The organism is candidate division KSB1 bacterium, from assembly GCA_022566355.1.
In the GTDB taxonomy this organism is placed as follows: domain Bacteria; phylum Zhuqueibacterota; class JdFR-76; order JdFR-76; family DREG01; genus JADFJB01.
This window is the reverse complement of the sequence record JADFJB010000040.1, coordinates 1-26,064: the sequence shown is the minus strand read 5'-3', so window position 1 is coordinate 26,064 and position 26,064 is coordinate 1. Positions and strand designations below refer to the sequence as shown.

The window sequence follows — 26,064 nt, the reverse complement described above, 5'->3', positions numbered from 1 at the left end:
ATTCTGTTTGGAGGAGTAACATGGCCAAAACAATAACGGAACAGGACGTTTCAAAGAAGGCAGGCCTTTTAATCGATAGGAAATTTACACACTCCGGTAAAGATCCTCTCGATGAAATCATGTATGAAATCCGTAAGTCAGAAATTGCTGAACCTGATGGAACTGTTATATTCGAAATGGGAGATGTGGAGATTCCGGTAGAATGGTCTCAATTGGCTACGGATATTGTGGTTTCAAAATATTTTCGGAAAGCTGGAGTGCCCGGCAACGGACATGAAAGCTCTGCAAAACAAGTCATTTCTCGTGTGGCAGATACAATCAGTGATTATGGCAGCGAAAGAGGATATTTTTCATCAGTTGTTTCTACGAAAAATTTCCGAGATGAATTGTCTTATTTGTTGATTCACCAGTTTGGAGCCTTTAATTCTCCTGTGTGGTTTAATGTCGGATTATCCTATAAATATGGGATCCAGGGAAGCCCTGGGAATTATGCCTGGAATTTCGAAAAAGGAAAGGCAGTAATGCTCGAGGATAGTTATATCCGCCCGCAAGCATCTGCTTGTTTTATTCAATCTGTTGAAGATAATTTGATGTCAATTTTCGAATTGGCGAAAACTGAAGCGCGGTTATTTAAATATGGATCCGGGACGGGGACTAATTTTTCAAGTATTCGCGGCAAACAAGAAAATCTTTCCGGTGGCGGCAGCTCTTCGGGATTGATGTCCTTTTTAGAGGTGTTGGACAAAGGAGCAGGAGCTACAAAGTCGGGAGGAACGACTCGCAGGGCGGCAAAAATGGTTTGTCTGGATATGGACCATCCGGAAATTGTAGATTTTATCACCTGGAAAATGCGGGAAGAGAAAAAAGTAAAAGTTCTGGTTGAGGCTGGTTATACTTCGGATTTTAACGGAGAAGCATATAAGACCGTTTCCGGGCAGAACTCAAACAATTCCGTCCGTGTTTCGGATGAGTTTATGGAAGCATATTTCAACCATGGCGATTGGCATACAAAATTTAGGACAAGTGGTGAAACTTGTGAAACGTATAAGGCGAAAGATTTGATGGAGCTTATCTCTAATTCTGCCTGGCATTGTGCCGATCCGGGTATTCAGTATGATTCTACCATCAACAAATGGCACACCTGTAAGAACTCAGGTCGAATCAATAGCTCAAATCCGTGCTCGGAATATATGTTCCTTGACGATACCGCCTGTAATTTAGCCTCCTTGAATTTAATTAAATTTATACAGGATGATGGTTCGTTTGATCTTGAAGCCTATCAACATGCAATTAGAATTTTTGTTATTGCACAAGAAATTCTGGTTGACCTGGCGTCATACCCGGATGAGAAAATTGCTGAAAATAGTCATAATTTCAGACCCTTAGGTTTGGGATATGCAAACCTTGGTACACTATTAATGGTAAAAAGTTTGCCGTACGACTCACCGGAAGCGCGCTCTTATTCTGCACTATTAACAGCGATTATGAGTGGCCATGCATATCGTGTTTCTGCTGAGATCGCTGCAGTAATTGGTCCATTTTCTGGTTATGAGAAAAATAGAGATTCCATGCTTGAGGTTATGCATCTTCATGAATCCGCAGTTAAAGAAATTGATAAAAGTTTAGTAACAGAAAACAACCTAATTCAAGCTGCATATGAAGATTGGCATGAAGCAATTCGAATGGGAGAAAAACATGGTTATCGGAATTCCCAGATATCTGTTTTAGCACCTACCGGAACAATTGGCCTGTTAATGGATTGCGATACTACTGGTGTGGAGCCTGACTTCACTTTGATAAAATGGAAGAAACTGGCAGGTGGTGGTTATTTCAAAATTATTAACCAATCCATTCCAAAAGCGCTGAAAGCTTTGGGTTATATTTCCGAGGCCATCGAAGACATTGTTAAGTATGCTTTAGGAAACGGAACATTGCAAGGGGCGCCGCATATATCAATGACTGAGCTTACTAAAATGGGTTATCGGGACGATCAAATCCGTGAAGCGGAAGAATATGTCAAAAAGTATCGGTCGATTGATGCAAATACACCAAACATTAATCCGTTGGAATTAAGGAAAAGTGGTCTAAACGAAGATGAAATTCAGGCGATCCAGGTTTATGTCGGGGGGGCGCAAACGGTCGAGGGAGCACCTCATCTTAAACCGGAGCATTATGCAATATTCGATTGTGCCAATCGATGCGGAATTGGGAATAGATTCATCGAACCAATGGGGCATATCAGAATGATGGCATCAGTGCAACCCTTTATATCCGGGGCAATCTCAAAAACTATTAATGTTCCTGCTGAAACATCAGTTGAAGAAATTGAACGTTTGTATGTTGAAGGATGGCGTTTAGGACTCAAGGCCGTAGCACTTTACCGCGATGGATGTAAAATGTCACAGCCGTTGTCCAATACATCAGACGAGGATGGTAAAAATTCGAAACCCGCACAAGTTGAATTGAAGCGAGGAGAGAAACGCAGACTGCCTCAACGCAGGATTGGCGTTACTATCGGAACAGACATCGGCGGAAATAAAGTCTATCTGCGGACAGGTGAATATGAAGATGGTGAGTTGGGTGAAATTTTTGTAGATATGTTTAAGGCGGGTGCTTCTTATCGCAGTTTGTTAAATTGTTTTGCCGTAGCAGTTTCAATGGGTTTGCAATATGGAGTGCCCCTTGAAAAATTTGTTGAAAAATTTGTTTACACGAGATTTGAACCTGCGGGTATAGTAGATCATCCGAACGTAAAAAATTGTACTTCTGTGTTGGATTATGTTTTTCGTATTCTTGGCATGGAATATGGCGGACGGACAGATTTTCTTCATGTTCAGCCAGATAAACAAGACGAGAAAAATAAATCTGAATTCAACAAAAGGCGGGTTAATTCAATAGAGTTAAACTCGCAGTCTTCAGATAATGGTGAGCCAAGTAACGGTAATTATGATAATGGTATGGCGGCTTCAGTGGCTGTGTTGATGGGAGATGCTCCGAATTGTGATATTTGCGGCCATATTACCGTAAGGAATGCAAACTGCTACAAATGTCTTAATTGTGGCACCTCGTTAGGTTGTTCGTAGAATAGCATTATTAGAAAATCGATGCCCATCAGGTTTTAATCTGAAAATTTCCTGGTGGGCATTTCTTTTTTAGCTCATTCTTACTAAAACCACTAAATATTATTATAAGTAATTGAGATTATAAGAATTACAACAGTTTTAGTACCCTTTTTTACAACCAAAATGCCCTTGACTTTCATAGAAAATTATTGTAATTTTACGGGTTCATCGCCCATAATTTACTTTACAAATTGATAAGGAAATTCTATGACAGAGAAACTTATTTTTGAACGGAGTTCGCCAGGGCGCAAAGGTTATACTCTGCCTCCTTTGGGTATTCCCCGAAAAGAACTTTCAGAATTAATTCCGGAACAGTACTTACGCAAGGATGAATTGAATTTGCCGGAAGTTTCGGAAAACGAGGTTGTACGGCATTTTATTGCATTATCCAGGTTGAATTATCATGTCGACAAAGGTTTTTATCCACTTGGTTCTTGCACCATGAAGTATAATCCCAAAGTTAACGAAAAAGTTGCCAGGTTGGATGGCTTTGCCGGAATTCACCCGTTTCAGGAAGAAGAAGATGTTCAAGGCGCATTAGAGCTAATGTATAATTTGAGTAATCATCTTTGTGAAATCGTAGGAATGAAAGCTATTACGTTACAAACTGTTGCCGGCGCACAAGGTGAATTTACCGGGCTAATGCTCATTCAGGCATATCATTCGGAAAAAGGGAATCCACGAAAAAAGGTTCTGTTGCCGGACGCAGCACATGGTACAAATCCGGCAAGTGTAACAATTGCTGGCTGTGATTCAATCAAGATTAAATCAAATGAAAAAGGATTAATCGATTTAGATGATTTAAAGAAAAATTTAGATGAAGATGTAGTCGCATTGATGATTACAAACCCCAATACCCTGGGTTTGTTTGAAAGTCAAATCGCAGAGGTTAAATCCTTGTTGAATGATGTCGGTGCTTTACTTTACATGGATGGGGCTAATTTGAATGCACTTTTGGGTATCGTTCGTCCGGGTGACATTGGCTTTGACGTTCTTCATATCAATTTACATAAGACCTTTTCTACTCCCCATGGCGGAGGTGGTCCGGGAAGCGGACCTGTAGCAGTTGCAGCACATCTTGAGCCATATTTGCCAATTCCAAGAATTCTCAAATCAGAAAGTGGCTTCAGCTTTGATTTTGATTATCCGAAATCGATTGGAAAAATAACAACTTTTTATGGGAGTTTTGGTATCCTTGTCCGCGCATACACTTATATTCGTATGCATGGTGCAAAAGGATTGGCAAGAATAAGCAGGAATGCCCTATTAAACGCCAACTACCTATTGAAGAAATTGGAAAACCATTACGAATTGGCCTATCCAACAACTCCAATGCATGAAATCGTACTTTCAGCCAAGAAGCAGAAAAAACTAGGAGTGAAGGCAATTGACATTGCCAAAAGGCTGTTGGATTATGGTTTTCACGCGCCAACAATATATTTTCCCCTGATTGTTCAAGAAGCACTAATGATTGAACCAACAGATACCGAATCTATAGAAACGCTTGATGCATTCGCGGAAGCTCTTATCAGCATTGCAAAAGAGGCAGAAAGCGATCCTGAAAAAGTAAAGCAGGCCCCCATTACAACGCCGGTAAGTAGATTGGATGAAGCCAGGGCTGCAAGACAATTGAGGGTTCGGTGGAAACCAGAATCTGAATGAGGGAAAAAGAAAGGGTTTAAAAATTTTATATGGAAACAGATTATAATCGGACGCCAAAGATTATGATTGTTGACGATGTCCCATTAAATGTTGAATTACAAAAAACGTATCTTCTTTCAGCAGGATATGAAGTCATCGTTGCGATGGACGGGCAGGCAGCAATTGAAAAGATCAATACCGAAAGCCCCGATTTAATTCTTCTGGATATCATGATGCCCAAAATGAATGGATTTGAGGTATGCAAGAAACTTAAATCGAATCCATCAACTCAGTTTATCCCGGTTGTTATGGTTACAGCTTTGCAGGAAGTAGAAGACAAAATTAGCGGTATTGAAGCCGGGGCAGATGATTTTATTTCCAAACCATTTAACAAATTGGAGCTAATGGCACGTGTAAAATCATTGTTGCGGATTAAGTTTTTGCACGATGAACTGGAAGATGCAAAATACCAGATGGAGAAATTAGCCGCAACAGATGGTTTAACCGGTTTGGCAAATCATAGGCACTTTAAAGAACAATTAATTCTCGAAATCGATCGGGCCACAAGACATCAACACTGTCTCTCTCTTCTAATGATGGATATTGATTACTTTAAATATTACAACGACCACCAAGGCCACCCTGCCGGTGATGAAGTACTACGAAAAATAGCTGAGCTGATTCAAAAAAATTTACGAAAAATAGATATGGCTGCTCGATATGGTGGAGAAGAATTTACTGTTATATTACCGGAAGCTAACAGCAAAGCTGCGATTGTTGTGGCTGAGAAAATTCGTTACCTGGTAGAAACTACCAAATTCCCCAAAGAAGAGAATCAACCTAACAAATGTCTAACTTTGAGTATCGGAGTATCAACCCTTCCTAATGATACGGAAAATGGATCAGATCTAATTGATGTAGCGGACAGGAGGCTTTATAAAGCCAAGCAGAGGGGCCGAAATGCACTGGTTTATATCTAAAGCGTCAAGACGATCGATTCAAATTTTTTTTAATTTTTCTTATTTTTTGTTTTGATAATTATAAGATCATATTAACTTATTAGGTTGCTCAAACGTATCGTTGAATTAATTCGTATTGGTTATTTTGTACAAACAATGACATTCTTTCGCCATAAATTGCTTTTTAGATTACTCGCCATCACTTTGATTGCTGCTATCATTCCTCTTTTGGTTGCGACGATTATAATTCTCACAAAGAGTTATAATAGTGTGAACGCCAACGTAAATAATCGGCTCTCGAGTCAAATTTTTCATGTTTCTAACTATCTAAATGAAAATATAATTATCCCTTTAGAACGAATAAGTGATGTTCTGATTTTAGATTTGACTCAATCAGACAGTTCAAATGTTGATTTCATTTCTAAATTTCCCGCTATAGATAATGCAATCGTTTCAATTGCGGTTATTGAAGAAAATTCCAATGAAATAACAACCATATATGGTGAGTCTGTCTTTAATTCCATGATAGCCAGTCAAAATATTCTATCGGAGCTGGAACAAAGTAAAACTGTGTTTATGGTTGAATCTGCAGATGAACTTAGTGCAAAATATTTGGTTTATGGTCGTCGTCTTGATCCGAAGAGAGCTTTAGTAATTACACTTCAAGAGAATACGATTTCTAATTACCTTAGAGATTTTTACAAAACCAGAGAGATTGAAGATAATTTAGCGCTGATAGATATGAATCGACAGGAGACATATTTTTATGAAACGGGAAAAGAAGATGTAAATGATTATCCGATGGATTCTGCGTTTTCAAACTTAACAGTACAACCATTGGAACTATTTGAATATGAAAATTCAACTGATGAAAAGATTCTTGCTTGCTTCCTGGATTTATCGACTTTCCCCAATTGGAGAATCATAGCAGAAGTATCCGAAGATTTAGCATATGCACCGGTTCGGGAGATTCGCAACACTTTTCTCCTTTTGTTGTCAGTTGGATTATTGCTCACGTTGTTTGGGACCTATTATTATTGGAAAAAAATTACTGGCCCATTAGATCGATTTGCAAGAAGCGCAACTGAGATAGCCCGTGGAGATTTTAAACAAAAAGTGCAGGTAGATAGCGATGACGAAATCGGCCGGTTATCGAAAATATTCAATTATATGGTTTTCGAGTTAGGGCGCTTGAATGAGATGAATTTGAATAAAATCATTACGGAAAAAAATAAAACACAAGCCATTATCAAAAATATTGCAGACGGTGTAATAGTTACAGATAATTATGATCGCATCGTGACTTTGAATGTGGCTACGGAGAAATGGTTTAAGATATCGGAATCGGAAATTATTGAAAAACCGATTTCTATGGTCATTCATATACCAGACTTGATCCAATTTTTGGAAGAAATGAAAAGCAATCAAACCGAAAATTTTTATACCAGGGAATTGGTAATTAAATTACCGGGAAATACAAAAGATAGTATTTTCAAGGCCAAGGCAACTCGAATCTTTAGTGAAGAAAAATTCATGGGAGTAGTCACTATCTTGCGTGATATCACACAAGAAAAAGAAATTGACCGTATGAAAACCGAACTTGTATCAATAGTTGCGCATGAATTGAGATCTCCCTTAGCTGCCATTTCAGGGTTCGCAGAAATTCTTGGTAGCATTGGCCCAACAAAAGATCAGGTAGAAGAATATTCGAATATTATTCGTGAAGAAGCTGAAAGATTAGCAGAATTAGTGAGTAAATATTTGGATCTCACTAAAATTGAAGCAGGTCGAATGGATTTTGTCCCGGCTTTTTTCCAGATTAAAGAAGTGTTTGATGCAAACTTATACTTGGTATCTGCCCAGGCAGAGAAGAAAAATATTAATTTGGATATAAATTTTGCAAATGAGGACTTAGAAGTTTATTTTGATGAAAAAATGATGTCGGAAGTCATTGTGAACTTGCTTTCAAATGCAATTAAGTATAGTCCTGAGAACTCAACAATACGCGTTAAAGTATTGGAGAATTCAAAAAATGTTGATATTTTGGTAAGCGATTCCGGTTATGGCATTGATAAAAATCACTTGCCACACATCTTCGATAAATTTTATAGAATTAAAGATGATGTAAGAATTCAAGACGAAAAAGGAACGGGTTTGGGTTTATCTCTTGTAAAAGAAATTGTGGAATTGCATGGAGGCACAATTACCGTGGCCAGTAAAATGAACGAGGGAACTACCTTTAAAATAGTTCTTCCCCGTAAAGATCCGGCAACAGTTTGGCAACAATAGATATTCAAGATATTTTTAATGAAGAATCCTGAAGAATATTACAGTGATCTTGTTGAAAATGCTACTGATTGCTTTTATCTTCTTGATGCAACAGGGCATATTCGTTTTCTAAACCGGGCTGTTACCCAGCTAACGGGTTATACTCTTCAAGAACTACAGGGAAAGCACTTTTCTTTCTTTTTTAGTGACAATGAATATAAAAAAATTATTAGAAAATTTGAAAACGGTAACCCTAAAAATAGGAATATGGTTTTACAAACCTGGTTATCGGCTAAATCAAACACGATTATCTCGGTAGAACTAACTATAATCCCCATATTTCGACAAAAGAGGGTTGTAGGATTTCATGGAATAGTACGAGACATTACAAAAGACGTTATCGCTGAACAAGAAAGAAAAAAGCGCAGTCAGGAAATTCAACGGATCAATCGCCAGCTTATCGATAAAAACAAACAATTAAGCGAGTTGAATCAATTAAAAACCCAATTTTTATCAACAATCAGCCATGAGTTAAGAACGCCTTTGAATTGCATTCTCGGGTATGCAGAGCTTTTGAGAGAGGAGCTATATGGGCAAGTGAATGAAGCTCAAGTGAATGCTCTCAAAAACATATTCGATAGTGGTAACCATCTCTTAAAATTGATCAATGAGTTATTGGATTTTTCTCGGATACATAAAGGTAAGTTTCAACTTTATCCGGAAGCAAACCCCATTGTGAATATCATCGAGGCAGCTGTTTCTACGATCAAGCCCTCTTTGAATGGAGAGAAGTTGAAATTTATTCAAACGCTGGAAGATGACCTCCCAATTCTTTATATTGATGCTCAAAAAATTTATCAAGTGTTGTTAAATTTATTAAGCAATGCCGTTAAATTTACGGATTCCGGTGAAATAGAATTAAAAGTATACTGCAATAAAGGGTTTTTGGAATTTGCAATTCGAGATACAGGTATCGGAATTGCTGAGCCGGATATAGAAAAAATATTTGAAGATTTTCAACAAGTGGACGGAAGCATTAGTAGAAAATATGGTGGTGCAGGATTGGGATTAAGTTTAGCCAAAAATCTTATCCATCTTCATGGCGGAGAGATTTGGGTTGATTCAATTTTGCAAAAGGGTTCCACATTCTATTTTAACCTTCCTATTGATCATCGGATAGATTCAAATGGTGATAAACCATCAATCCATTCATCTGAAGACCAGGTAAACATGGAGTGGATACTGTAGAAGAATGAGTGTGTGATTTGACAGCGAATACCTCCAGAAAAAAAACGGTTCTTTTAATAGATGATGATCCCGGAATGCTTGATATCGGACGGGTTATCATAAGAAAGGGGGGATATAATTATGTATGTGCTACATCGGGAGAGGAGGGGTTTAAAAAGATAATTGAAGATCATCCGGATCTAATTATCCTGGATTATATGTTACCTAAACTCACCGGGAAAGATTTTTTTCTAGAGCTGATTACAAATAAAAAATATGAAGATTATTGTAAAATCCCCGTTATAATGCTAACGGCTCGTAATGATGAAGGTATTGACCAAGATGAGTTATTTGTGAAAGGATTAACAGCTTTTCTATTTAAACCCTTCGGTCATCGTGAGTTGATTAACATCATTCAGAATGCTTTGAAGACTAGGGAAATCCGTGACCGGAATCTTGAATTGGAAGAAGAAATTGAGCGAACCCGTTACAAATATCGTGATTTAATTGAGAATGCCAATGACCTAATCTTCACACTCGATGAACAAGGGAAGGTTATTTTTGTAAACAGACAGCTTCCTTTTCTTACAAAACTCAAATCCGAAGATTGGGTGAATCATTTCCTGGTAGATTTAGTTATTCCACAAGATAAACCTGTGGTTGAAGAAGCAATAGAAAAATGCATTCACGGCATTGGCCATCAATTTCAAATTCGAATTCGTGGTAAAGACCAAACTACAAAATATTTTGCTACGAATTTAAATCCGTTACGAGAACCCAACTCAATTTCCGGTATGGTGGGAATTGCCAGGGATGTTACGGAAAAATTTCAACTTGAATCTCAAATTGCTAGTTTGCAAAGCCTTACCGAAAGTATTATTAAGAGTATAAGCAGTGGTATGATTACAGTTGATCAAAATCGTAGGATTACCTTTATTAATTCTGCTGCAGAGGAAATATTAGGTTATTCTTTTAATGAAGTGATCAATCAAAAAATCGATTTTATCATTCAAAGCGACGAAATCGAGATCATACTTCCGCCCGAAAATGGTAAGAAACAGACTGTTCTTAGCCAGGAAGCTGTAATTACCCATAAAGATGGAAAAAAAATTCACATTGGATTTAGCCAAACTCCCTGGCGGAATGATGAAAATTCGAAATTAGGCACGATTATCACATTTCGCGATATTTCAACCACCAAGCAAATGCAGATAGATATGATCCGAATGGATCGGTTAGCTTCTTTGGGTGTTCTGGCAGCCGGTATCGCTCATGAAATTCGAAACCCATTGGCCGGAATCAAAACGATTGTACAAACCTTGGAAGAAGAAGTCGAGCCCAATCACCCACACCGTGAATATTTACAAAGAATTTTAAGGCAGGTAAACAGGCTTGACGAACTGCTAAAGACATTCTTTTCTTATGCGCGTCCTCGACCACCTATAAAGAAAAATAACAGGGTCAAAGATATCGTAAACGAAGTTATGGTTCTTTTGGGAAAAAAATTGAAATCTGCAAGTATCGAATTTTCCGAGAGCTATGAAAAAGACCTTCGTTCAGCCTACATAGACTTAAATCAGATTCTGCAAGTCTTTTTAAATTTGATCATCAATGCAGTAGATGCAATGCCGAATGGCGGTTCGTTGTCAATTTCCGCTAAAAACACCAAAATCACTCCTACCCATATGGATCGTAGGGGAAAAGCATACAAAGGCCCAAGAAAAGAATTGGCTTTTGTTGAAGTGAAAATTAGTGATTCCGGTATTGGTATTCGAAAAGAACACCAGGAGAATATTTTCGACCCATTTTTTACGACAAAATCACAGGGAACGGGTTTGGGGCTATCCATTGTTTATCGAATTATTGAAGAACATGGCGGCGAAATTCACGTTCAGAGTGAAATTGAAAAAGGGACTAGTTTTACTATATTATTGCCAACTGAAGGTTAGATTCATTGGAGAAAAATTTATTAATAATTGAAGATAATGAAGATTTGGGGATTTCCATTGCAGATGCAATGCGCAAAAAGGACTATCATGCACATACGGTTACTTCAGGGGAGGAGGGTATAGATTATCTACAAGATCATTTTGTAGACCTAGCCTTGTTGGATATCAGGCTCCCCGGGAAAAATGGCCTTGAGATCCTACAAGAAATAAAAGAATATGATCCTGACATTATAGTAGTGATGATGACGGCGTTTGCAGAAATTCCACAAGTTATTCAAGCAATGAAAAACGGCGCTTTTGATTACCTGCAAAAACCGTTTGAGTTGGAATTACTGCGGTTGGTTGTAAAGAAAGCGATGGAAACTCAAAAGTTAAGGCGAGAAGTTGCCCAGTTGCGGTGGCAACAGAAAATTGACTCTCCTGACTCGGAGCTATTTGGCACCAGTCAACTATTGAGGCAAGTAAAAGAATTTATTAATATTGTTAGTGTAACACCCAATACACCTGTTCTAATACAAGGTGAGAGCGGGACTGGAAAAGAATTAGTGGCCAATGCTATCCATCGTTCAAGTGGAAGAAAAAACAATCCTTTGATTAAAATAAATTGCGGCGCCATTCCGGAATATTTGCTAGAGAGTGAAATGTTCGGACATGAAAAGGGCGCATTTACAGATGCTAAGGCAACCAAAAAGGGCCTTTTTGAAATGGCCCACACCGGAACTATTTTTCTTGATGAAATATCCAGTTTAAGTCCTTCGCTTCAGCCTAAATTATTGAGGATCCTTGAAACCCACTCTTTTCTAAGAGTTGGAGGTACAAATAATATTCATGTTGATGTTCGCGTTATTGCGGCAACCAATCAAAATCTGCTTGATTGTGTTCGGAAAGGAACTTTCCGCGATGATTTATATTATCGTTTGAAGGTTATGGATGTTGAAGTGCCACCTCTCCGTAAACGGCGGGAAGATATTTTACCATTGGCAAAATTATTTATTGATGGAAACAACAGTCATTTTAATAAAGATGTAAAAGGCTTAACCCCGGAAGCCGAAAAAGTACTTATTCATTATGACTGGCCGGGAAATGTTCGAGAATTAAAAAATGTAATTGAACGTGCTGTGATTTTATGTCTTGATTTAAATATTGGTGTTGAACAACTTCCGCAAGAGTTAAATGTTGAGAGCCACAAAACTCCTGTTACTTTGGGAGATTCGTTGACTTCAGATATGTCTCTAAATGAAATGGAAAAGCGTCACATACTTTTCGTTTTGAAAGAGAATAAGAACAACAAATCTCAAGCATCAAGGGTTCTTGGTATTTCCCGATCAACCTTACGGGAAAAACTGCGGCAATATGGAGTAAGTGATGAAGAATATTAGATAATTTACAAATTCTTTGTCTACCAGTCTTAATGTTTTTTCATTATTATCAGGATATTTTTCCCCTATTTCCGGATGTTATTCATTTGCAATATCGGTTCACTGTTGTTATCCCTTTGTTGCAGTGAGCAAGGAGAAATTTTCATCCAACTCATATTCGAGGGGAATGTTGCTATTTTTAAAATCTAATTTTTTATCAACACGAAATTGCTGTTAAAATTGATTCCTTAAGTCATAAGTCGCGGAGCACGCAGAGGGTACAGAGGTTGATATAAATTTATCGCGTTGGGCTGAATTTTTCCAACCTGGTTAACAGTTTATCATGAATACCGTCAAAACTGCCATTTGACATAATTACCACATGATCTTTGGGCTGCAATTTGGGTAACAGCCAATTGATGATTTCGTTTACATCATCGTGATAAAAAGCTTCCTTATTTTTCAAGGTGAGGTCGGCCCGGATTTGTTCGCGATCCAGAATTTCTTCAGCAGTCAAAAGGTGGGCTCTATTAACCTTGCCGATTGCTATCCCATGAGCAGGGTCGAAAGCTCTCGGCAATTCTTTCTGGAAAATATTGCGTCTTGCTGTGTTAGTCCTGGGTTCAAAAATTGCCCACAACCGGCAATCCGGGTACTGATTATGTAATCCTTCCAGGGTTTCTCGAATTTCGGTCGGGTGATGTGCAAAATCGTCGTAAACTGTAATAGAATTGATAACTCCTCGAACTTCGAGGCGCCTGCGAATACTTTTAAAAGTATTAAATCCATTTTGGATTTCGTGTTTCGATAGTCCCAGGTAGTTTAAAACAACGACGCTCCCTGCTGCATTCATCGTATTATGATTCCCCGAAAGTGGAACAAAATATTCACCGGAAAAACTACCTTTGTTGTATAGTTCAAATTGAACCCCCTTGGGTAAGTTTTGTAAATTTTTAATTTGCCATTTAACGTCACTTCGAAATCCAAAGGTTTCAACTGGTGCGTAACTTTTATCAATCAATGTTCGTACATTTGCATCATCACCATTGACTACCATAAGCCCATTTTTTGGAATCAGGTTAATTAAATCACGAAAACTGATTAAAATATCATCAAGGCTGCGAAATATATCACAGTGGTCAAATTCAATATTATTAATGACAACGATTTCCGGAAGATAATGGACAAATTTTGAACGCTTGTCAAAAAAGGCAGAATCGTATTCGTCTCCTTCTAAAATAAATTCGTCTCCTTTTCCGGTTTTAAAACCATAACCAAAATTGATTGGAATTCCCCCTATGAAGAAACTTGGGTCTCGATTTGCACACTCTAAAACCCAGGCAAGAATTGATGTTGAAGTAGTCTTACCATGTGTTCCGGTAACCACGATGTTTTTCTTATCATAAAGAAAAAAAGTTTTAAGCGCTTCCGGAAGAGAGATAAACCGTAATTTATTTTCAAGCACATATTCTGCCTCCGGGTTACCTCGTGAAACAGCATTTCCGATGATAACCAAATCCGGGTTATTTTTTATATTTTCTTTCCGGAAGCTATCCACTGGTATGCTATTCTTTTCAAGGAAAGTACTCATTGGCGGATAAATACTTTCATCTGACCCTGTTACCTTGTAGCCCATTTTACTCATCATAACTGCCATATTGGCCATAGCTGAGCCACAAATTCCGATGAAATGGATTTGCTTGAATTCTTTTTTATCCATATTTCCTTTTTCGTAAATATTAAAAAGCGTCTCAATATAAAAATTGGAAACATAAACTTCCATAGATTTCCCGAATTCTGTATCGGTTCTGAGAACTGTCTCGTGTATGACTCACTTAACCGTTTTAATATTTTTGCAATTTGTGCTTAAATCGCCCTAAGATAGATTTGGTACGAATATGGCATTAGGAAATTGCAATGGACAAAAGGAATTAATAAAATTATTAATACATAAGGAGGTGTAATATGAAAAAAGCTAACAAGAAATATTTTAACCGGATCATTCCAGTTTTGTTTCTATCTTTAATATCGTCGCAAGCAATAGCCCAAATGGCGCCAAAAGCTATTGAAGGAGGCGATGGTGTTTATTTTACGCAGTCACCCAGGGTTTCGGAAAAGGGCAAATTAGGATTAAAACTAACCAGTTATTATCATTCCGAAATGGTCAATAAGTATAACTCCAATGTAATGCTTATGAAAGTTGCAGCCTCAGGAGCATTTGGCTTAACAAGTAAATTGGAGTTACAGGGATTGGTTACAACCTTTGCACATTATGTTTCAGAGTTTTCTTCTAATAAATATCAGACCGGGTTGGGCATTGGTAAAATTGGATTAAAATATTCGTTGCCTGATTTCAAAAGTTTTTCCATTTCACATGCAGTTAAAATGAGTCTGGAAACTCCCGGAGGAGCTTTGTTTGTCGATGCGCCGGGTTATCCTTTTGATGGCAAAGCATATACCTTGGAAGCCCTGTACCTGGTTTCTAAGCCAATTACGTATAATCTGGAAGGACAGTTTAATATCGGCTATGCTAATGAAGATCTACAAGGCATATGGGATTTGCGTAATCAATTGTTGGCTTCTTTTTCTTTAAAATATCGGTATAATAGCCGGATGTTTTTATTGGCAGATGTTTATACCCGGACTTCCCTGGATGCTAATTTTGATTTATTCAAGGACTACCTGAATGTTTCTCTCGGTGCGCAATATTCTCTCACACCGAAATTAGGGTTGGAAGTTGGTTTCATGCGTTCGTTAGACAATCTGAAAAAAACACTTACAGCCAACTACAAGGAAAACTGGCAATTACTAGTCGGTTTGAATTTCTCACTTGATACATTCCGTCCGGATTATGACAATGATGGAATAGATGATCGAAGAGATTTGGATCTGGATACACCCAGGGGATGGGCTGTTGATGGAACTGGAGTGCCACTAGATTCAGACAGAGACGGTGTGCCGGATGCTATCGATCAAGAGATTTTGTCTTTCCGAGGTGCTGAAGTAGATGCCTTTGGATTGGCTAAAGATTCGGACAACGATGGAGTTCCGGATGGTATTGATGTTGAAGAGAATTCAGATTCTGATGCGATTGTTGATTTTATGGGCAGAACCATTATCCCTGTTGACAACCGGCAGAGTTCAATGGCGAAAGTAAGTATCATTTCCGATAGATTTACCCAAAAAAATCTGTTAGTCGGTTTGGTAAAGCAGCCGATATTCGGTATTTATTTTGATTTTAATAGTTCGGAAGTTGTGGCTGGTTATATTGAACAACTCGATCAAATTGGTGAAATATTAGAGCAGAATCCGGAAATTCAATTAGAAATCATAGGATTTACAGATAGTGTTGGTACTGAAGAATACAATGAAAAGCTTAGTATCAAACGAGCAGAAGTGGTTAAAAACTATTTAGCAAAAAAATTTAAAATAACAATTGATCGTCTCCCCACAACTGGTTATGGAGAATATACAAGTTTGTCTATGAATCCGAATTACAAAGCGTTCCCAACTGCATTACATCGCCGTGTTGCATTCCGAGTGATTGATGATGGAATTATTATAACTGGATTACCGGATTTAGATGCAAATGAAGAAAAAAGAAATTCGAGCCTAAGAGTATTAATTCGTTAAAACATGTGAGCTGGTATTGAAGGCCAGTATTTATTAATAAAAGAGGCGGTTTTTAGCCAGTATTTTCTGGATGAATAACCGCCTTTTTTTTGTAATGCATGGTACTTAAAATTTTATTTGAAACTTGCTATTGCCCTATCCGTGGTTTCATAGGTTTCAAAAATGGTCATAAGCTTTGTAATCATGAATAAATTTTTTATCTTCTCAGTAGCTCCGGAGATCTTCAACTGACCTTCCGCATTCTTTAATGTGCTCATACATGCCATTAATGAACCTAAACCGGAACTGTTCATCCATTTTACTTTACTTAAATCGATCACAACATTGTGGATTTTATCAACTATGAGGCTTTTGACTTTCTCATGGATTTGCGTTGTATCCGGGCCGCCCATCATATTCCCTTTAAGATAAAGAATCGCAATATTGTCCCGTATCTCTTCTTTTATTGTCATTTAGCATCCTCCTTGAGGCTTGGTTTAGGAAAATAAGAAATTAATAGTGTCATCCTTATTGTAAAGGGTACTTGTTTAAATTTAATTAGTTAAATTTTGACTTGCAATGCATTTGTTACCCTAAATTAATTTCATGGCGATTTATTTATTCGGTTTTTTCTTGACCAGTGTAACTACGGTTCCTTGGTCTGAAAATGAATAGTCCACTGAATCCAGCAATGAATTTAGTATAAAAATTCCTCTGCCACTTTCTTTAAGTAAGTTATCCGGTAATAGTGGATCCTCGATTTTTTTGAGGTTAAAACCAGGACCTTCATCTTTCACTTTGGTTATCATTGAGTCATGATTAGAAATGATCTCAATTGTTACTTTCTTTCTTTCATCACTCTTATTAGCGTGTATGATTGCATTACTAATCGCTTCTGTAATTGCGATAACAATGTTATCAACCTCGGGCTCGCTAAATTGCATTTTTTTTGCATTGCTTTCAACAAATGATGCCGCTTCTTCAATTCTATCGATATTACTAGGAATTACCATTTTAACGGACATAGGCATATCAATAATAATCAGTTTTCTTTCTCTGTATTCATTGAAATTATAGCCATCAATATAATGATACTTAATAGAATACGCAAGGCTTTAGTCAAATAAATATTGAAGGTTAGAAGAACCAATGTGTATTTAATTCTATTCGATTAATTGTGTATGTTTGTCCCGATGGGGTGGAAATCTTAAGACGTGATAGGGAAAAAAGGGCTCGTCTCTTTTTATTATTTCGAAGAAATAATTTTAAGTAGGGACCATAACTCGTAAAATCCTTTATTTTTTCCCTGGATTGTTTTCCCGTCGTTTGAAAACGATAGCGCCATTCTCGGCGAATATAGGCGGTGAGGCCTGTGTAAGCCATCAAGTTTCCAATAATTGGATATTCACAACCCAATGTAAGTTGATGATTCCGTCGATTTAGAGAAAGCTGTTCGGAAAAATCTTTCCAAAATAGTCTCCCGCTTTCTTCCAATTCCAGACGATGGAACAACTGTATGTGAAATTTTCCATATGTTCCCAAAGCGAGAGAGTCTGTAAGTGTAAATTTTCGATAAACAAAACTTCGAACAAGAAATTGCGTTTTTTCAAAATCAAATTCTGTATAATTTGCTTGCACCTCGGCACGCTGGGACCATTGAAAATTTTGCAAGTTATTATATTTCAAAAAAGTACCAAACTGGATAATCCGGTTCCAATTGTTGTTTGCACTTCTCTCTGAGAATAAATATGAAAGATGGTGCAAATACGCTTTTGAATCGATTCCGATCTTGAGGAATGGAGATATTCTTCTCGTGAATGTAATTAAAAAGTTTGTCCGAAACTCATCACGGTCATCAAAATTAGTTGAATCCGGCGTATCGTATTGGAGTCGTGAAATAGTTATCCTTGCAGCAATTAAGTCTTTTGATGTAAGTTTCCAATTCACAAATGAATTCATAGAATAAAGAAGGCCCCTGTTATCAGGAATCCCGATACTACCGATGTAGGGGGTAGGTGTAATGGTTTCCGAACTTTGATAGGCTTGACTTCGATTTCGGTAACCGCCACCAAAACCAAAGTTTAAATTTGTCGATTGCCAGCGAATCTGGCTCCGCCATTCGGTTTCTGTATCTTCACGTTCTCGACGGCCGGTTGCTTCTTCATCAATAATCTGGTCCACTTTACTGGTTCTGCTAAATAATCTTGTGTAAAGCTTCCAAATAATGTGATTGCTAACTTGGTAATTTAAGCGGTTGCTAAAATCGGTCTCTTTTTCGACCCTTGTTTCCAGGTTACCAGTCTTGGAAATAAAATAGTTTATCCTGCGATAACCAGATCTAAAACTTAATGAATCCGATGTGTTTGCATAAAACTTTCTGGAGACCTGATAATTAAGCTGGTAATCTCGGTTATTTCGATCTTGAGCAAAATCATTTTTGAATTCCAGTGAATAATTATTAGTATAATCGGCTACCTTAAAGGGCAATGAACTGCTTTCAACTTGGAAGAAGAACCCTCGTTGAGTTTGGCCAAATCGTTGGTCGGACTTCCACCCGGTGTAATTTTTGACTTCAAATTTTCGTGTTGGCTGAAGAATCCATCCTATCCCAAATTGATGAGAATTGGTATTGTTTACAATACCAGTTTGTTTATCGTAAAAAATCTTGGATTTCAAAAAAGCAGCCCCGGTAATCCATGGCTTGATTCGATAAGTGTATTGTGATGTGAAGAATTGATCGTCCTTCCACTTATCCGTATTCAAGGTAGATTCGAGTAAATCCGAATTATAAATTTCCGAAATGGTTAAACTTTGATTTGGGTTGATCGGAATTAAATAAAAAAAACGAGTACGCCAGATATAACTACTAAAATCCTGACGAAAACTTAATTGTAGTTGATTTCGAATTTGAGCATTTGAATGATCCGTGTGTAAAAATAATATAGGGATGGAGATTAAAATAAAGAAATAGGTGCGTGACTGCATGATGGATTATCGAAAAAAGGACAGTGGTGCTCCGTAAGTGCTTTATACGGTTTAGGTTCAATCACTTTTGTACAGAATGCCTAATCCATATCATTAATTTTTAGTATCACTAGAATGGGTGAGTTTCGCTCGTTTTTGTTTTTTTCGTTTCTTTTTAAATGGAAACAGATCGTCTAATGTAATTTCATGATCCGTTGGACGTCCGGGGGTAACTACACCACCGGAAATGATTAGTTTGAGAGCATCTTCTGTAGAAATCGATAACTTGATTAAATCCTTTTTTGGAATGAACAACAAATAGCCCGAGGTCGGATTTGGCGTCGTCGGGAGAAAGATGCTATAAACATCTTCTTCAATTTTTTCTTGGATTTCACCTCTTGTGTCTTGCGTTATAAATCCCATTGAATACATACCCTGTCGAGGATATTGGAATAAAACGACTTCTTTAAAAACCTCTCTTTTTTCAGCGAACATTGCTTCAAAAATCTGCCTGAGCGCAATATAAATTTTACTGACTAATGGAATTTTAGTAACCGCAAATTCTCCAGCTCGAAATAATTTATGACCAAAATAATTTCGAACAGCCATTCCTGTTAGGATTGTCACAAAAACCATGGTGATGATGCCGAGACCTGGGATTTTACCCTGGTAACTTGGCAGACCAAAGAAATCCGCGGTAGTATTAAAAGTATTTAGTAATAATCCGTCTAACCCATTGAATAATCTCCAGAATATATAGATAGTAAGCGCAATTGGAGTAATTACCAAAATACCGGTAATTGAATAACCTCTTAATCTTTTGATCATGTTTATAAACCTGCTATTTTGGGTTAAAGCAATCTTTGATTTGTTGAATAAATCGGATAAAAATTGAAATAATTTATCATGAACTAAAAACAAAAGCAAATAAAGTAAATCATCAAGAATGAATGAGGTAAAACTGGAAAGAACCTTTTAATGATAGAATTAAAGTGAAGGTTTTTCGGATGGGGTGTTTTTTCTAATCCAATATATCTCTTCGCCTTTTTTGATAAAAAAATATTTCTCACGGGCGATTTTTTCTATGTATTCATAATCGTTCTTTAGCCGTTCGATAGATTCTTTTATGGTTTGTTGTTCCTTTTTCAGTTGCTCGGTTCTTTGGCGAAGTTGTTCTAATTTTTGTTTGGTTTTAAAGTGCTGAAGGATTCCATATTGATTAAAAGAAAGATAGTATAAGGCAGCTATCCCGAGACCCGCTCCAAGTAAAAACTTTATTTTTTGGATAGATTTTTGATTACGATGAAAACTTGATCTTTTTCGAACCACTGGATTCCCAATACTATCTATTTTCTTGTAAATATTTTAATAAGATTTAATGGTTTTTTTCCCGGGGTAGTAGGCAATACTTCCCAGTTCTTCTTCAATCCGAAGTAATTGGTTGTATTTCGCGGTTCTTTCTCCTCTTGTTACCGAACCGGTTTTTATTTGACCTGAATTGGTTGCAACGGCAATATCTGCTATAGTCGTATCTTCAGTTTCACCGGAGCGATGAGAGATCACTGTTCTATAGCCATTGGTTTTTGCAAGTTCAATAGTTTTAAGGGTTTCCGTAAGTGTACCGATTTGATTGACTTTAATCAGAATTGCATTAGCAACTCCTCTCTCAATCCCTTCCTGGAGTATTTTCACATTGGTCACAAATATATCATCGCCAACCAATTGGATTTTATTGCCAAGTTTTTCTGTGATGATTTTCCATCCATCCCAGTCATCCTCTGCCATGCCATCTTCAATCGATACAATAGGATATTTTCTTACAAGGTCAACATAATAATCTACCATCTGTTCGGAAGACAGCCTTTTCCCTTCTGATTCCAGGTTATAAATTTGATTATCCGCATCATAAAATTCACTGGAAGCAGGATCAAGACAAATGAAAATCTCTTCTCCGGCAGAATAACCGGCCGAATTAATCGCTTCAAGAATCAATTGAATGGCTTCTTCGTTGGAGTTTAAATTAGGTGCGAATCCGCCCTCATCGCCGACTCCGGTGGAGTAGCCCTTTTTCACCAGTAATTTTCTTAATGCATGAAATGTTTCTGCAGCATAGCGAAGTCCCTCCCGAAAAGTAGGAGCTCCAGCTGGATAAATCATAAATTCTTGCAAATCCACATTGTTGTCTGCATGTTTGCCGCCGTTAATGACATTTAGCATGGGAACTGGTAGTGAGTGCGCATGAACGCCACCAATGTATTGATATAAAGGTAAACTATAAGCTTTAGCCGCAGCTTTGCAAACCGCTAATGAAACTCCCAAAAGTGTATTCGCACCCAATTTTGTTTTAAAATCAGTGCCGTCAAGGTCGATCAATAGATTATCAATTTTCATTTGGTTTGTTGAATCCATACCGATTAGTTCATCGGCAACGGTTTCATTAACTGTTTTCACTGCTGTCAAAACGCCCTTGCCCATGTAACGGGAATCATCTTTGTCCCGTAATTCCAGTGCTTCTCGTTCTCCCGTTGAGGCTCCGGATGGAACTGCTGCCTGACCGATTACACCGGATTCCAAAATAACATCAACTTCAATGGTTGGATTTCCCCTAGAATCAAGAATTTCTCGGGCAATAACATCAACGATGGCCGTCATAAAATCTCCTGTTGACATTTTTTTGGGATTAAATCAAAATTGTATTGGTGAATTTTAACTTTTTATCACGTTGAAGATATAATTTTCTTTTCGCTTTGCAAGTAGAATGTAGTTAAAAAAATAAGAGTAGAAACTAACTGAATTTCTTAATCATTGGAACCCCTGGTAACCTCGCCTTCCAAAAGAGATGAACTCTCTGGTTTACCTTAAAAGTTAGATGAGAAGATGAGGTAGAGGCTAGAGGATAGAGGCTAGAGGCTAGAGGCTAGAGACTAGGAAAAAGTAGCAAAGTGACAGAGTGACAAAGGCACCCTTCGACGGAGTTTATCTTGAGCAAGGTCGAAAGGTTCAGGGCAGGCGGCAGACGGAAAAACATGAAACGGGGAATAGGAGAATGGGGCAAACGGAGAAAACCACAGAGACACAAAGACACAGAGTGACAAAGTAACAAAGGCACAAAGGCACAAAGGCACAAAGGCACAAAGGCACAAAGGCACAAAGAAAATAGACTTGATAACTAGAGCAAACCTATTGTATTATTTCTCTGATTGCTCAATACAACTCAGAATAGGTGGAAAAACATTCATATTCAGCACTTCGGTAGGTGAATAAAAACCGGCAGATATAACTTCGCGGTTATCTACTTCGATTCGAGGTTTTTCATTGACTCTTAATGTAAAAATAGTTACATGATCCTCCCGGTTTTCCCAATTATGCTGCGTATCTACAACCAGTTCTAATTCACCAGGTTTAGCCATAATTCCAATTTCTTCCTAAGCTCTCGAATAACGGCATTAACTGCGGATTCCTTGCGCTTCAAGTAACCTCCCGGTAAACTGTAATAGCCATGATAGGAATTTTGCACAAGCAAAATTGTCCTTGATACCAGACAGCAATTAACGCTCCATCTGTTTTTGGCTTTCGGATTGCCCAGTAGAGTTTTATGGTACGGTATGCAATAAAATATATGATTCGAAAAATTTGATCGACAATGGGTTTCATAAATTCCATTCGGGATTGCGGGATTACTGTTTATCAGAATCCGGAAAATAAAAAAACCGATCCATCAACTTAACATAATTGCTCCACTTTTTCCCCTCTTCTTGTTCGCTTTCTGCGATACGCAAAAAGGCATCTACTTTTGAATCGAGTTGATCTACCATATACAGAACGATGGCTTCAAGTGTCATTGGTACGACAGGTGCACCATGTGCAAGCTCACCATGATGGCTTAATATTAAATGCAGGATTTGCTTGCGTAATTCGCCCGGAAATTCCGGGATATCTGCGATTATCCGCTCAACCGAGGAAGCGCCGAGGGCTACATGGCCAACTAGCCTTCCTTCATCGGTGTATTCAATGAAGCCCCGATCTATTGCGTAACTCTTTATTTTTCCTATGTCATGCAAAATAGTAGCCGTTATGATTATGTCACGGTTGATAGTTGGGTAGTGAGATGAAAGAAAATCACAAATTTGAACCATCGATATTGTATGTTCAAAAAGTCCTGCTAAACGGTTATGGTGCCACAATTTGCCTGCCGGAATCTGCTCAAACAAATGACGGGTATCCTTTTCTGAAAACATTCGAGTCAACAATTCCTCCAAATATTTATTGCGGATTGATTGAATGATCTTGTTGAACTCTCCTCTTAATTGATCCAACTCTTTTTTTGGACCCGGTAAAAAGTCGGCTGGTATTAAATGGTCTTCATCGCACAGTGCCTTCATTTTTTCGATGACAAGTGAAGTTTTCCCTTTATAATCGATAATACGTCCTTTAATTTTAACAATATCACCAATATGGTAAATTTCATTTTGTTCTTCCACTTCCTGCCAAATGGTTGCGGATATCCTCCCGGTCGGAAGTCCCAACTCTAAAGCCAGATAAGGCTCGTTGTCAGTCTTCTTTGTTCGTATTTCTTTCTTGCGAATAATAAAAAATTCAGTAATTTTTTCCCCGGGTTTTAATTGTTTTATTGATCGTGATAACATCGTTCCCCCAATTCGTTTAATTGAATATTTAGCTTAACTATTTAATTTTATGTATACATTATTTTGGGATTAATTTCAACAAATCATTCCTTGATTTTTTGATGATGTTCTCAACTGTCATATTTTACAGAGTTGGTAAAATTACGAAATGAATAATCTGTATGCAAACCTAATGGAAATAAGAGCCATTATATTGAGGACTTTTCCTTATGTATATTTATGAAAATATATCCGAACTATTATAATAGTGATTAATATAAGGTTTGTGTCGTTCAAAATATGATCGGCTATTGTAATAATTAAAAAAACTTGTTATGTTTCTTTTACGTATAGTAAACTTAAAGATATTATGGCTCAACAACGACATTTAAACAATGCTCCTATAACAGAAGCATTGATAGATATTCGAACAAAACTTCCAGACTCATTTCAAACCAAAGAATTTATTCCTTTGAAGGAGAAGCTTTCTAATAACTACCCTATAGTTGAGGAGCAATCTTTATTGAGAGGGCATCATGAAATTAAAAATGGAAAGCCAATTGACCTACAAATCGAGAACTTAGGCATACAAGGATTTTTATTAAAAACAAATGATAAAAAACAAGTCGTTCAATTTAGAATTGATGGTTTTACCTTCAACCGTTTGAGACCTTATTCAGACTGGGTGGATATTCGTAAAGAAGCTCAAGAATTGTGGCCTCTATATATGAAATTTGCCAAACCTGAAGCTGTTACACGATTAGCTGTGCGTTATATTAATCAGTTAAATATTCCGTTACCCATTCATGATTTTTCTGAATACTTAATATCTGCCCCTAATATTCCCGAAGAACTACCACAGGCTGTTATGAGTTTTTTGAATAGGGTGACAATTTATGATCCTACCCAAGAGATTACTGCAAATATTACACATAGTTTTGAGAGTGTTCCTCAACCCAATTCTGTTACAATAATTTTGGATATTGATGTATTTAAACAAGGAGACTTTCCCATAGACAATAAAGAAATCTGGTACATCTTTGAAAAACTTCGTGATATGAAAAATAGGATTTTTTTTAGTAGTATCACAGAAAAAGCAGCGAGGTTATTTGAATGAGCACTTTATGTTTACCAATGAAAGATTACAACCCAATATTTAATCCATATGGGGACAGAGGCGTGAGCGAAGATGCCTCTACTTTGAAAGAGCGTTTTGCTGGGATAATTGAGGATAATAGTATAGTTTTCGGATGGTCAAAAGAAATTATCCAAACCATAAATGAGATTATGAAAGAATGTTCATCTGATAATTGGGATGGATATGGAGCGCAGGCCATTGATATGGCTTCTTACAAAGAAACATTGCGTTTCATCCATTTTTTGCCAAAAACTATACCGGTCCCACAAATAACAGTAGAGCCTGATGGTGAAATCGCATTAGGATGGTATCACACTAAACGCAGAGTATTTTCGGTGAGTATAGGGAGAAAAGGAGAACTAACTTATGCAGGACTTTTTGGGTATAATAAAACACACGGGACAGAATATTTTGGGAATGAATTACCTAAAACGATTTTGGACAACATTCAAAGAGTTTTTGCATAAAGAGTACCCTGAAACAGATATTACCCCTTTAAAGGAAATTGAGGATACCGAACCTTTGGGACGTTATCTCATGAGCAAAAGGCATTTTAGTATTGAAAATAAAAGAGTAAAAGACGCAGCCTTTATGCCGGCCCCCGATTTTTGCTTGTCTGTTTTTAGGACACAAGGACTCACAGAAGATGAAATTTGGAAATTAGGCTATGAAGAAGTTGTTAAAAAACTTCCAGCACCGAGAACCCTATATGGAAGGGGACAAATTATTTTATTAGCCGTAAAAGAGGTTAATTTGGAATTAGATCCCGACGACACTCCCTCCAGACATGCAAATATCGTTGGTTGGCCTCAAGAAAAATCCGAACAAAAGCTGATTGCATTACAATTGGCAAGTGAAGCTATATTGAAATTAAAAACCTGAGCTCCATTAAAACTCTCAACTGCGGATCAACCGGCTACAGTGGCGCGCCGTTATGCTCTAACCTAAGTAAGATTAATCTTAATGAAATCCTAAAAATCAAGCAAAAACGTTACAAATACGTTACTTTTACTATTAGAAAATTACTATAAGTATTTTATTAACAATAGTTTACAATATTCATTTAACAATATCACCATATCGTAAATTTCATTTTGCTCTTCCACTTCCTGCCAAATGGTTGCGGATATCCTCCCGGTCGGAAGTCCCAACTCTAAAGCCAGATAAGGCTCGTTGTCAGTCTTCTTTGTTCGTATTTCTT

At 37.4% G+C, this 26,064-nt stretch carries 21 protein-coding genes; 11 read left to right on the top strand and 10 right to left on the bottom strand.

The annotated features are described in order from the left end of the window. Positions 1-20 precede the first annotated feature (20 nt). From IIC38_09030 to IIC38_09000, 7 genes are all read left to right on the top strand, one after another. The gene (locus IIC38_09030) at positions 21-3,083 is read left to right on the top strand and encodes a vitamin B12-dependent ribonucleotide reductase (GenBank protein ID MCH8126090.1); all 3,063 of its coding nucleotides are present in this window, start codon (positions 21-23) and stop codon (positions 3,081-3,083) included. Between the two features lie 246 nt (positions 3,084-3,329). Further along, positions 3,330-4,784, top strand: coding sequence for an aminomethyl-transferring glycine dehydrogenase subunit GcvPB (gcvPB, locus tag IIC38_09025; GenBank protein MCH8126089.1), 1,455 nt, complete (start codon positions 3,330-3,332; stop codon positions 4,782-4,784). 29 nt (positions 4,785-4,813) lie between these two features. After that, positions 4,814-5,743 (top strand): PleD family two-component system response regulator, encoded by a 930-nt coding sequence (locus tag IIC38_09020; GenBank protein ID MCH8126088.1) that lies wholly within the window; start codon positions 4,814-4,816, stop codon positions 5,741-5,743. A gap of 135 nt (positions 5,744-5,878) precedes the next feature. Continuing rightward, on the top strand, positions 5,879-8,011 hold the full coding sequence (locus tag IIC38_09015; GenBank protein MCH8126087.1) for a HAMP domain-containing protein: 2,133 nt from the start codon (positions 5,879-5,881) through the stop codon (positions 8,009-8,011). 18 nt (positions 8,012-8,029) lie between these two features. After that, positions 8,030-9,238 carry a PAS domain S-box protein gene (locus tag IIC38_09010; protein ID MCH8126086.1) on the top strand — a complete coding sequence of 403 codons (1,209 nt, stop codon included), beginning with the start codon at positions 8,030-8,032 and terminating at the stop codon, positions 9,236-9,238. 17 nt (positions 9,239-9,255) lie between these two features. Further along, complete coding sequence (locus IIC38_09005) at positions 9,256-11,166, top strand: PAS domain S-box protein (GenBank protein MCH8126085.1); 1,911 nt, start codon at positions 9,256-9,258, stop codon at positions 11,164-11,166. Positions 11,167-11,171: 5 nt separating this feature from the next. Continuing rightward, a complete protein-coding gene (locus IIC38_09000) occupies positions 11,172-12,545 on the top strand; it encodes a sigma-54-dependent Fis family transcriptional regulator (GenBank protein ID MCH8126084.1) in 1,374 nt (457 codons plus the stop codon). A 277-nt stretch (positions 12,546-12,822) separates the two neighbouring features. On the opposite strand, the gene mpl is transcribed toward IIC38_09000, so the two are convergent. Beyond that, positions 12,823-14,244 carry a UDP-N-acetylmuramate:L-alanyl-gamma-D-glutamyl-meso-diaminopimelate ligase gene (mpl, locus tag IIC38_08995; protein MCH8126083.1) on the bottom strand — a complete coding sequence of 474 codons (1,422 nt, stop codon included), beginning with the start codon at positions 14,242-14,244 and terminating at the stop codon, positions 12,823-12,825. Positions 14,245-14,489: 245 nt separating this feature from the next. On the opposite strand from mpl, the gene IIC38_08990 reads away from it, so the two are divergent. Continuing rightward, complete coding sequence (locus IIC38_08990; GenBank protein MCH8126082.1) at positions 14,490-16,157, top strand: OmpA family protein; 1,668 nt, start codon at positions 14,490-14,492, stop codon at positions 16,155-16,157. 113 nt (positions 16,158-16,270) lie between these two features. Here IIC38_08990 and IIC38_08985 read toward each other — a convergent pair whose 3' ends face one another. The 9 genes from IIC38_08985 to IIC38_08945 form a co-directional block, all read right to left on the bottom strand. Next, complete coding sequence (locus IIC38_08985) at positions 16,271-16,609, bottom strand: STAS domain-containing protein (GenBank protein ID MCH8126081.1); 339 nt, start codon at positions 16,607-16,609, stop codon at positions 16,271-16,273. A gap of 141 nt (positions 16,610-16,750) precedes the next feature. Then, positions 16,751-17,161 carry an ATP-binding protein gene (locus IIC38_08980; GenBank protein MCH8126080.1) on the bottom strand — a complete coding sequence of 137 codons (411 nt, stop codon included), beginning with the start codon at positions 17,159-17,161 and terminating at the stop codon, positions 16,751-16,753. A 112-nt stretch (positions 17,162-17,273) separates the two neighbouring features. Beyond that, the gene (locus IIC38_08975) at positions 17,274-19,121 is read right to left on the bottom strand and encodes a hypothetical protein (GenBank protein MCH8126079.1); all 1,848 of its coding nucleotides are present in this window, start codon (positions 19,119-19,121) and stop codon (positions 17,274-17,276) included. 93 nt (positions 19,122-19,214) lie between these two features. Then, positions 19,215-19,928: a DUF502 domain-containing protein gene (locus IIC38_08970; protein ID MCH8126078.1), complete on the bottom strand. Its 714-nt coding sequence runs from the start codon at positions 19,926-19,928 to the stop codon at positions 19,215-19,217. Positions 19,929-20,087: 159 nt separating this feature from the next. Next, complete coding sequence (locus tag IIC38_08965; protein MCH8126077.1) at positions 20,088-20,429, bottom strand: septum formation initiator family protein; 342 nt, start codon at positions 20,427-20,429, stop codon at positions 20,088-20,090. 36 nt (positions 20,430-20,465) lie between these two features. Continuing rightward, on the bottom strand, positions 20,466-21,752 hold the full coding sequence (gene eno / locus IIC38_08960; GenBank protein MCH8126076.1) for a phosphopyruvate hydratase: 1,287 nt from the start codon (positions 21,750-21,752) through the stop codon (positions 20,466-20,468). 536 nt (positions 21,753-22,288) lie between these two features. Beyond that, positions 22,289-22,510, bottom strand: a complete 222-nt coding sequence (locus IIC38_08955; protein ID MCH8126075.1) for a hypothetical protein — start codon at positions 22,508-22,510, stop codon at positions 22,289-22,291. After that, positions 22,489-22,815, bottom strand: a complete 327-nt coding sequence (locus tag IIC38_08950) for an NUDIX hydrolase (protein MCH8126074.1) — start codon at positions 22,813-22,815, stop codon at positions 22,489-22,491. The genes IIC38_08955 and IIC38_08950 overlap by 22 nt, the downstream gene beginning before the upstream one ends. Further along, a complete protein-coding gene (locus tag IIC38_08945; GenBank protein ID MCH8126073.1) occupies positions 22,778-23,746 on the bottom strand; it encodes an HD domain-containing protein in 969 nt (322 codons plus the stop codon). Before IIC38_08945 ends, IIC38_08950 begins: the two co-directional genes overlap by 38 nt. Positions 23,747-24,095: 349 nt before the next feature. Between IIC38_08945 and IIC38_08940 the strand changes: the two genes are divergently transcribed. The 3 genes from IIC38_08940 (at position 24,096) to IIC38_08930 (ending at position 25,745) form a co-directional block, all read left to right on the top strand. Continuing rightward, complete coding sequence (locus tag IIC38_08940; protein MCH8126072.1) at positions 24,096-24,842, top strand: TIGR04255 family protein; 747 nt, start codon at positions 24,096-24,098, stop codon at positions 24,840-24,842. A 62-nt stretch (positions 24,843-24,904) separates the two neighbouring features. Further along, positions 24,905-25,330 (top strand): hypothetical protein, encoded by a 426-nt coding sequence (locus IIC38_08935; GenBank protein ID MCH8126071.1) that lies wholly within the window; start codon positions 24,905-24,907, stop codon positions 25,328-25,330. Beyond that, on the top strand, positions 25,275-25,745 hold the full coding sequence (locus tag IIC38_08930) for a hypothetical protein (protein MCH8126070.1): 471 nt from the start codon (positions 25,275-25,277) through the stop codon (positions 25,743-25,745). Before IIC38_08935 ends, IIC38_08930 begins: the two co-directional genes overlap by 56 nt. Positions 25,746-26,064: the final 319 nt, after the last annotated feature.